This window comes from Gemmatimonas sp., assembly GCF_044376735.1.
Taxonomy (GTDB): Bacteria; Gemmatimonadota; Gemmatimonadetes; order Gemmatimonadales; family Gemmatimonadaceae; genus Gemmatimonas.
The window spans coordinates 44143-53860 of record NZ_JBILKJ010000014.1 but is presented as its reverse complement, the minus strand read 5'-3'; the positions used below and the strand labels follow the sequence as shown (position 1 = coordinate 53860).

Below are 9718 nucleotides of genomic sequence, written 5' to 3'. Positions count from 1 at the left end.
AGCAGACATGGGCAAGAGGAGTAGGGTGGCAATTCGGCGTATGCCGTGGCGGCGCCTGCTGCAACATACTGGGGTCGTGCTGGCCGCCGCCTGTGTTCGCAACACGCCGCCGACCCCCAACCCCACGCCGGCGCCCGCCACTGGCACGGCACCTGTCGTGGCCCCTTCGCCATCCGGCGACCTTGCCATCATTCCCGTGCGCGTGACGTACGTGCTGCGCACCCTCGCGCCGTCGCTCGACTCGCTCTTCCCGGTGAGCGACTCGCTCGGTGCTGCCCGCTGCGCGGCGATCGGACTGGTGTGCCACCAATACGTGTATCGACGCGAGCCACTGCGCGTGCGCGCCGAGGGGCCACAGCTGTTCATCGACACGAAGCTCGCGTACCGCGCACAACTCGCGACGGTCGGTGGCAGCGCTCGCGTGGCGAGCTGCGGCTACGCCCCCGAAGCCATGCGGCGCGCCACGGCCTCGATGACCACGTCGCTGTACTGGCGACGCGACTGGAAGATCGGGGCGCGCGAGACCAAGCTTGTGGCCACACTGGTCGACCCGTGCACGGTAACGGCACTGGGCGTCAACGCCACGAGCACGCTGCAGGGCATCATCGACCAGCAACTCGCGCTCTTCGCGGCCGAAGCAGACACCACCATTCCCATGGTCGGCGACTTCAGGCCACTGGCCGACTCGCTCTGGAAGAGCTTCCTCGAGCCCACCGCGCTCGACTCGACGAATTCACTCTGGCTCGTGCTCGATCCGCAGACGGTGCAGGTCACGCCGTTCGTCGGTAACGGACCGAGCATCGTGACGACTATGGTGCTGTCCGCACGTCCGCGTGTGATCGCCGGCGCCAAACCGGCGGTGCGCATGAAGCCGCTGCCGGTGCTCGCCCTCGGGTCGGCGCCGCCGGACTATACGGTGCCGGTGAGTGTGGAGCTGCCGTTCGCCGAGCTCGAACGTCGTGCCGCGCTACTGCTGGCGCAGGAGACCTCGAGCGCCAGCGTGCGCGTGGACAGCGTGCACGTCCGAGGTCTGCGCGACAGCGTGCGGATCGATCTTACCGTGTCGGGTTCGCTGCGGGGGCGACTGTCGCTCACCTCCCAGCTGCGATGGGACGCCACCACGCGTGAACTTCGGCTCGACGATCTGGATTGGTCGCTGGAGAGCCGCGGAAAGCTCTCGCGGGTAAAAGCCACCCTGGGCGCGCCGCTGGTGGGACGGGCCGTCCGACGCGCGACCAACGGCGGACGGGTCGCACTCGGTGCGCAGCTGGATTCCGTTCGCGCGGAGCTGATGCGCAAGCTGAACGGGCCCATGGCCCCCGGGGTCGTGATGGGCAGCAGCGTGCGCGACGTGCAGATTACTGAGGTAACCGCGACGGCGACCGCCTTCGTGGTGAAAGCGCGACTGACCGGACAGGCAGGGGTGTGGTTTCAATGAACGGGACTTTTCACTATCGCGTCCACGCGGTCGCTATCGCGATGCTCGCCGCATGTAGCGTCACCGTCGTCGGGGCGCAGAGCACCGCGACGCCCGACGTTACCACCGCACGCATCATGCAGCGGCTCGGCGCGTTGGCAGCCGACAGCATGGAAGGGCGCCGCGCCGGGACAGCTGGGTCCGTGCGTGCACGGGCGTACCTCGTGGCGGAACTCAGTGCGATGGGCGCCAAACCGATCGGTTCCGGCTTCGTCGTGCCGGTCACGCTCCGCGCGCGGGCCGGCAGCGACACGGCCGGGGCCAACATCGTGGCGCGCATTCCCGGCAAGAACACCGGTGGACCCGCCCTGGTGCTCAGTGCCCACTACGATCACCTCGGTGTGCGTAATGGTGAGGTGTTCAACGGCGCCGACGACGACGCGAGTGGATGCGTGGCGCTGCTGACCATCGCCGAACGATTGCTGCGCGAGCCGCCCGAGCACGATGTGATTCTCGCCTTCTTCGACGCGGAAGAGTCGGGCATGGTTGGATCGAAGGCGTTCGTGAATGCGCCGCCGGTGCCGCTCGATCGCCTCGCGATGAACATCAATCTGGACATGGTGGCGCGTCAGGACGGCAAGGCGCTCTGGGTAGCGGGCACGTCGCACACGCCGTCGCTCAAGCCGATGGCCGAGGCCGCGGCCAAGACATCGTCGGTGACCATCCGCTTCGGGCACGATACGAAAGACCTCAAGCCGGGTGACGATTGGACCGGGTCCTCGGATCACTCGGCCTTCCACAACAAGGGGATCCCGTTCCTGTATCTCGGCGTCGAAGATCACGCCGACTATCACAAGTCGGGTGACGACGCTGACAAGGTGGATCCCGCGTTCTATCGCGGCACGATCGAGTTCGCGTACGCGCTGGTGCGCGCGGCCGACGCACAGCTGGCCTCGGTGGTCCGCGTTAAGCCGTAGCGGTCTCGGGTCCAGAAAGGAAGAAGGGCCGCTGCGGAGTGATCCGAGGCGGCCCTTCTGACTCCTTGCCGATTCGAAACGATCCCGAACCGGTAGTACCCGTTACCGGGCGTCGATCAGGAGATCGGTTGCCCAGGACGAACCGGCAAAGGAACTATGACTAGACAAATGATCACCTCCTCGAAATAGGGTGGGACTTCGGGCAGACTGCTACCGAGATCCTACGGGTGCGTCCCAGGCCGCTTGGAGACCGGGAACGCGCGGTTTTTTGCGCGGTCGCTCCTCCGCGCAGCCACCATCCTAGGGTACAACGCGCTCCATGGCAAGCCAAGAATGCACCGTCCATCACGGATCGGTACTTTTCGGGTACGTCGTCCCGCGCTGGACTCCACGGATTTCCTACCTCGAGCACCGCCATGGTCAGACCGACCTCCTGTAGCTCCCTGTTCCGTCATGCGGCCGTGCTGGCCGCCCTCGCCGTCGCCGCCCCCACCGCGATGATGGCGCAGCAGGCGCCAGCCGTGACCAAGCTCCCCGCGGGCCCGCGCGCGATGATGCTGGCCGATTGGTATCGCCTGGTCAATGTGAGCACGCCAGCCGTCTCGCCCGACGGCAAGCGCGTGGCGATGACCGTGACCAAGGCCGTCGAGGCCGACAATAAGCGACATAGCGAGGTCTGGGTGGTGAACACCGCCGGCGGCGAGCCGCAGCGGTGGACGTCGCCGAATACCGAGAGCAGCAATCCCCGCTGGTCGCCCGACGGTAAATACCTGTTCTTCACGTCGGCGCGCGCGGGCGGACAGGGCAACACGTGGGCCATTCGCCTCGACCAGCCCAGTGGTGAAGCGATCCAGATCGCGACGTATGCGAACGGGTCCATGCCCGCTGACGGCGCGTTCGCCGTGTTCACGGAGCCAGCGCGTCGCGACACCACGGTGCGGAACGGCGCCAATCCGTTCGCGCGTATGCAGCCGATGGCCAAGCCGACCTTCGAGGCGATTACGCGTCCGGTCGAGCCGGCCCGCTTCGACGGCCGTCATGTGACCGACATGTCGTACAAGGTGAACGGCGTCGGCTTTGTGCCCGGTCGCGCCGAAGCGCGCAGCTGGCGGCCGACGCAACTGTGGCGTCAGACGGTGGGGGACACCACCAAGCAGCAACTCACAACGACGCCGTATTCGCACCGCTCGCCTGAGGTCTCGCCCGACGGTAAGTGGATCGCGTTCGTGGCCGACTCGCGACTGCGCCCGGATTCGGTGGTCGATCTCGAGCGTGACTCGCTCGCCAAGTTGCCGTACGACAAGGTTCGCGATGAAGCCAACCGCAACGACACCGACCTCTACGTGGTAGCCAGCACCGGCGGCACGCCGCGCAAGGTGAGCGAGTGGATGGGCGCCGAGTCGGATATCACCTGGTCGCCCGACAGCAAGCAGTTGGCGTTCGTGGGCCGTCCGACACGGGTGAAGTCGGCCCGCATTTATGTCGTGGACATGGCCGGCGGGACGCCACGCAATCTCCTCGGCGACTGGCAGTTCGAGCCGGGCTCGTTGTCGTGGCTTACTACCGGACAGCTGCAGTTCGCGGCCGACATCGGCGGCCGCTCGGCCATTCTGCGCGCCGACCTTACGGGTAAGACCGCGCCGAAGGAGCTGGTCGGTGGCCGTCGTCAGCTGCGCGGCGCCAGCTACGACGCGGCGGCCAAGCTGATGGCGTATACCTCAACCTCGATGACAAAGCCGACGGAGCTGTTCGTGGCGGCCGCTGACGGCACGGGGGAGCGCCAGCTCACGCACTTCAACGACGACGTGAACAAGGACGTGGTGTGGAGCGATGCCGATCGCTTTACGTACAAGAGCGTCGGTAACCTGGAGATCGAAGGCTGGCTGATGAAGCCGTACGGCTACACCGCGGGCAAGAAGTACCCCATGGTGATCTACATCCATGGCGGTCCGCACTCGGCGTACGGTGAAGGCTGGTTCGACGAGTTCCAGAATCTCGCGGCGCAGGGGATGTTCGTGCTGTTCACCAACCCGCGTGGGTCGAGCGGCTATGGCGGTGACTTCACGTACAGCACACGCGGCCGCTGGGGGATGGAAGACTACGACGACCTGATGAAAGCCGTGGACATCGTCGCGGCGCGCGCTGATGTGGATAGCACGAAGATGGGTGCGACGGGCGGATCGTATGGCGGCTTTATGACCACGTGGATCGCCACGAAGACCGATCGCTTCAAGGCCATTGAGACCGACCGCACGATCACCGACTGGACCTATTGGTACGGCAGCAGCGATGCGCAGGGACTCACCGAGTTCGAATTCTACGGCAAGCCGTGGGACAATCAGGCGCTGTACGACACGCTGTCGCCGATCCGCTATGTGCAGAAGGTGAAGACGCCCATGCTGCTGGTGCAGAGTGAAGAAGATCACCGCACCCCGATGGGGAGTGCGGAGATCTGGTTCATGTCACTCAAGAAGCAGGGCGTGCCGGTGGAGATGGTGCGCTACCCGCGCTCCAATCACGATCTCTCTCGCACCGGCGAGCCGTGGTTGCTGGTGGACCGCCTCGGGCGGATTCGGCAGTGGTTCGCGTTCTGGCTTCAGGGCGTGAAGCCGGGAGCGGCGGCCCAGTAGCCCCGCCGCTCCGCCGTTTTACAGCGCGAAGCAGTAGTACAGTCCCGCCCCGCCGGATGCCTTCAGATTGTCCTGACTGCATCCGCGCGAGGGGTGGGCGAACACCCACGACGTCGGATTGACGCCGCCGCCCTGACGATCGTGATGCCCGACCAGCGCCGCGCCTTCGCCGCTGCTCGTCCAGTTCTTACAGGTGCTGTCGCCGGCGTCGGTGGACACGCGGCCGTCGAGCGTGGACCCGGTCATGACATCGTGCGTGTTGGGCGTGTCACCGCGGCCGTTCACCACCGTGCCCTTTTCGGTGAGGCTGTTCTCCTTCGACAACTTGTTGTTGTCGCTGTGCAGATCATCCACGCTGGTGGCCACCACCACGCCCTTGGCATTCTTCCACGGGCCCTTGCCGATGCGATCACGCGCGTTCACCGCCGACTTGCCGTCGAGCGCCTGCTGACTCAGGTAGGCATGCCAGGTCTTGCCGCGCACACCGGCCGCTTCAGCGAGCGTCGCGCAGTGCTTGTCGGCGCCCTCGAGTCCGCCGAGTGCGGCGCCGTTACCGGGGCCGACACTGGTGATGAAGAACGACATGTCCTGTTGCGGCGCAGGCGTCGTTGGCGTGGTGGTGGTGAGGAACGCGGTGGCGAGCGTGAGGGGAAGGCGAAGGGCGAGCATGGGGAGGCTCCTTGGGGTTGGGGGATGGGCTCTTTGGGGTCGGACGGATTTTGTGAGCTTCGAGTGGCGGGTGAGAGTCTCGAGTGGTGAGTGAACAACTCAGAACGCCGAACTCGAACTCGCAACCCGGAACTCACCGTTAGGCGCTACGGCACCAGCACGACGGTCTCCGCCGTCCGCGCCTTCACCGCCGCCGGCGAATACGGCAACGGCGCATACTCTCCCCGGGCCCACGGTCCGAAGAGGTTGCTGTAGAACCGGCTGCGTGGATCGCCGCTCTGGCCAGGGGTATTCGTCACCATCGCGCCGTCCCAGTTGGCCAGATCCATCACCACGCGGAAGCTGGCGCCGGCGGTCTGGTTGTCGGTGTTACCCGTGGCGTTGAGGGTGTTGGCATAGCCGCCGCGGGGTAGTGGGCCCGGCGACAGTCGCGCGCGGATCGAATCGGCGATCACGACATCGAGCGGATGCGCGATGCGCGCGTGGTGCATTTTTGCGTCGCCGTAGCGCCAGTCGGCGATGTCCTTGCCGAAGCGACGCGACAGGTCCGACACCGCTTCGTTGAACGCGCGGAAGAGAATGAAATCGCGCGCCACCGTGGGGTTTTCGCCCAGGAGCGAGTCCGGGCTCGTGAGCCACTGGATGGTCTGCGCCAACGACACCGTGCGTAGCAGCGGACGGGCCTCCAGGGGCAGCACGATATCGGCGGTGTGCGAGAGCAGCTTTCGTTCCCACGCCGCATAGATCGCCGCCCCGCGCGAGTTCGCCGACAGCACCCCATTCCATCGCAGCAACGTGTCACGCGCCGCGATCGACGCGGCGTTGGTCAGCGCGATCTGCTTGATGAGCGGGACCAGCGCCCGTGCGGCGAGCGGGGTTTCGTCGTGCTGCAGCGCCATCATCTGCGACAGCGTCGCCTTCCGCGTGGTGTCGAGCACTTCCAGCAAACGATCGCGACGGAACGGCTCCGCCCAGGTGCGCGCGAGCGCGTTGGCGTTGGGGTACGAGGCCTCCACGTTCAGCGCGTTGGCCGTGCCCACATAGCCGCGCGACGGTGACGTCTCATGCGGCAGCTGTGGAATGGGCAGGAAGCCGCTCCACTCGAACCGTCCATCACCCGGCACCGGCACCAGGCCATCCCAGTTCTTACGGATCGGCGCGATGCCGGCGCTCTGCCAGCCGATCGCACCGCTGGTGTCAGCCCAGATCCAGTTCAGCGCCGGCATCCGCGCGAACGACAGCGCCGTGCGCGCCTCGGGCCAGGTGCGCGCCTGATCGAGTCGCAAGCTGGCGAGATACGGCGCGCCACCGGGTTCGAGCCACGCGGCGCGCAACGCGACCGCCACGCGCTTCTCGCGGTCGATCATCAGCACGGGACCATGCCGCGTGTACTGCAGTGTGACCACCACCGGCGCCGTGGCGCCCTTCACGCGAATGGTGTCACGGATCTCGCGCAGGCGCTCGCTCGCTCCGCGATATCGGTACGCCCGCGCGTCGTTCGCGTCGAGTTCGTACGTGTACAGGTCCTCGGCATCAATGCCGAAAATCGTGAGCCCCCACGCCCCGTGCTGGTTGTGCCCGATCGCCACGCCCGGAATGGCCGGCTCACCGCCGCCGATCACGTCCCACCCCGGCGCCTTCAGATGCACCATGTAGCGCAACGATGGCGTGGCAATCGTGCGATGCGGGTCGTTCGCCACGATCGGCTTGCCGCTGGCGGTGCGTGACCCGGCAATGACCCAGTTGTTGCTCTCCCAGCGATCGAAGCTCGGCGTACTGGTATCAGCCGCTGCCGCTGTGCGACGCAGCGCCTCGGGGAGCTCGGCAGCGCGGAACGTCGGTGCCTGCTTGAAGTCGTTGTAGGCCGCCAGCATGCTCGCCCCCGGCGCGGCGTCGAGCGCGCGCGCCACCAGCGAGTCGAGCCCGAGGCGGACCGGCGAGAGTTCGTAGCGCCGACGACGAGCAACGGCGTCCTCGCCGATCTCACGCACCGCGCGCGCGGTGGTTGGTTCATCGGCCGCGTTCGAAGCCAGTGCGTTGTGCCGCGAGATCACCACCGCCGGCGTCCAGTGCTGCGGCGTGATCCCCAGCCACGTGAGTTCGGGCGGCATCAAGGCCGGATTGGCGCGCACCTGATCCACATACGCGTTCACCCCGTCCACAAACGCCCCGATGATCGAGGCGCCGCGCGGATGATAGTGCGCCAGCTCGGTGGTCATCGAGCCGCGATAGCGCAGCAATCGCGACGCCCGGTCGCGTGCGACCCAGCGCGGACCGAGCGCTTCGGCCATCGTGCCGGTCGCCTGTCGCCGCCACAGCTCCAGCTGAAAGAGCCGGTCGCGTGCCGCGCTGTAGCCCTGCGCGAAGAACAGGTCGTGCTCGTTCGAGGCCTCGATGTGCACGATGCCAGCCGAGTCACGCGCCAGCGTGACCGGAGCGCGCAGGCCTTTCGTCGTGACCGGCTGGGCGCGCGCTTCGCGCGACCCGCCCAGCAACAACGCCAGCACCAGCACCGCCTGCACGGCGGCTCCCGTCAACGCCCTCGCGAACTCACGCACAATGTCTCCGGCTGGTTTGATCTCGTGAACGGCATCCACGCTGCGTCCGGCTTGCCAGTAGTCCTGATTCGCCCCGTCAACGCTCGACCGCTTGAGCTGGCGCAGCGAGCGCAGCGCATAGAAGGTGCGAATCCAGTGCTTGGTCTTCCGTCCTTTGAACATCCAGCGCGCAATCGGGCCCACCTTGGTGCCAAGCTTCTCCACGTACGGCGTGCGGATCACCGACACCGGCACACCGGTGAGTCGTTCGGTGAGCACGATATCGCGGGAGTGCGCTTCCACGATGGCGTACTTGTAGGCGTCATCGGAATTGCATTCGGGTGTGGCAATGAAACGCGTGCCCAGTTGCACACCGGCATACCCCATGTCGATGAGCGCCTTGAACTGCTCGGGCGAACCCACGCCGCCGGCGGCGACCACGGGCAATCCGAGTCCGCTCACCTCATCGAGGAGCGCGCGTGGGTCACGCGAGCCGGTGTGCCCACCCGCCTCGCGGTTCACCGCCACCAGGCCGTCCACGCCGCCATCACGCCCCTTCTGTGCCCACTTCAACTCGGTAACGTCGTGGTACACCACGCCACCCACGGCATGCACGCGGTCGCACACCCACTTCGGATTCCCCAGCGACGTGAGGAAGAACCGCACGCCCTCCTCGAGCGCGATGTCGACCCACTTCACCATGCGGTTGTGATACGTCTTCGACGACGCCTCGATGAGCGCGTTGAAGCCGATGGGGGCGCCGCCACTGAGCCGGTTGATCGTGCGCAACCCGTCGCGGAAGTCGTAGCCGTGCACGTAGGTGAGGGCGATGGGCTGCACGATGCCGAGTGCTCCCGCCGCGCTCACCGCCGCCACCAGCTCCGGATTGCTGCACGGATACATCGGGCCGCAGATGAGCGGTACGCGGATGCGCGCGTGGCGCGTGAGTGGCGTGTCGAACGCCGGCGTCTCGGTCATCGGGCCGTCTCGCGTGAAGGATCGGGAGGCGACAAGCGCCAATGCACCAGACATCGGGCGACCAGGTCGCCATCGGCGTTCACAATATCCGCCTGTACATCATGGGTGATCGGTGCGTGCACGTCCGTTGGGGCCTGGGCGGTGGTGGTGCACACCAGCGTGCCGCGTGCCTTCTTGAGGTATTCAATCGAGAGCCCCGTCACAATGCCGCGCACGCCCGGCGGCAACGCCGTCATCAGCGCCACGCCGCTCGTCATCTCGGCCAGATTCACCAGCGCCACGGCATGGACGGAGGCGAGGTGGTTTCGCACCGCCTTGCGGTCGCGCAGTTCCACCCGGGCGTAGCCGGGGCGGACATCGGTGTACACGCCCCCCACCGAGCCCGTGTAGGGCGCCGTGTGCCCCACGGCCCAGCTGAACAGCCGCTTCCCAAACGGGAGACCGGACAGGCGTTCCCAGTTCTTCAGCAGGAGACGTCCGGGGGATGGATTGGCGCGAGGCATGCGAATG

General features: G+C 66.7%; 6 protein-coding genes. 3 read left to right on the top strand and 3 right to left on the bottom strand.

The features are described from left to right. Nucleotides 1–25: 25 nt before the first annotated feature. The 3 genes from ACIRA7_RS03970 to ACIRA7_RS03960 all read left to right on the top strand — a co-directional run bounded on the left by ACIRA7_RS03970 (nucleotide 26) and on the right by ACIRA7_RS03960 (nucleotide 5024). Nucleotides 26–1438 (top strand): DUF4403 family protein, encoded by a 1413-nt coding sequence (locus ACIRA7_RS03970; protein WP_396219518.1) that lies wholly within the window; start codon nucleotides 26–28, stop codon nucleotides 1436–1438. Next, on the top strand, nucleotides 1435–2394 hold the full coding sequence (locus tag ACIRA7_RS03965; RefSeq protein ID WP_396219517.1) for a M20/M25/M40 family metallo-hydrolase: 960 nt from the start codon (nucleotides 1435–1437) through the stop codon (nucleotides 2392–2394). The genes ACIRA7_RS03970 and ACIRA7_RS03965 overlap by 4 nt, the downstream gene beginning before the upstream one ends. 416 nt (nucleotides 2395–2810) lie before the next feature. After that, nucleotides 2811–5024, top strand: a complete 2214-nt coding sequence (locus ACIRA7_RS03960) for a S9 family peptidase (protein ID WP_396219516.1) — start codon at nucleotides 2811–2813, stop codon at nucleotides 5022–5024. An 18-nt stretch (nucleotides 5025–5042) separates the two neighbouring features. On the opposite strand, the gene ACIRA7_RS03955 is transcribed toward ACIRA7_RS03960, so the two are convergent. From ACIRA7_RS03955 to ACIRA7_RS03945, 3 genes are all read right to left on the bottom strand, one after another. Continuing rightward, nucleotides 5043–5693, bottom strand: coding sequence for a hypothetical protein (locus ACIRA7_RS03955; RefSeq protein WP_396219515.1), 651 nt, complete (start codon nucleotides 5691–5693; stop codon nucleotides 5043–5045). A gap of 146 nt (nucleotides 5694–5839) precedes the next feature. Further along, a complete protein-coding gene (locus tag ACIRA7_RS03950) occupies nucleotides 5840–9208 on the bottom strand; it encodes a penicillin acylase family protein (RefSeq protein ID WP_396219514.1) in 3369 nt (1122 codons plus the stop codon). Further along, nucleotides 9205–9711: a hotdog fold domain-containing protein gene (locus ACIRA7_RS03945; RefSeq protein ID WP_396219513.1), complete on the bottom strand. Its 507-nt coding sequence runs from the start codon at nucleotides 9709–9711 to the stop codon at nucleotides 9205–9207. The genes ACIRA7_RS03950 and ACIRA7_RS03945 overlap by 4 nt, the downstream gene beginning before the upstream one ends. Nucleotides 9712–9718: the final 7 nt, after the last annotated feature.

Coding starts and splice junctions, on each gene's coding strand:
- ACIRA7_RS03965 (WP_396219517.1), top strand. CDS start 1,435: ATGAACGGGACTTTTCACTATCGCGTCCACGCGGTCGCTATCGCGATG.
- ACIRA7_RS03960 (WP_396219516.1), top strand. CDS start 2,811: ATGGTCAGACCGACCTCCTGTAGCTCCCTGTTCCGTCATGCGGCCGTG.
- ACIRA7_RS03955 (WP_396219515.1), bottom strand. CDS start 5,693: ATGCTCGCCCTTCGCCTTCCCCTCACGCTCGCCACCGCGTTCCTCACC.
- ACIRA7_RS03950 (WP_396219514.1), bottom strand. CDS start 9,208: ATGACCGAGACGCCGGCGTTCGACACGCCACTCACGCGCCACGCGCGC.
- ACIRA7_RS03945 (WP_396219513.1), bottom strand. CDS start 9,711: ATGCCTCGCGCCAATCCATCCCCCGGACGTCTCCTGCTGAAGAACTGG.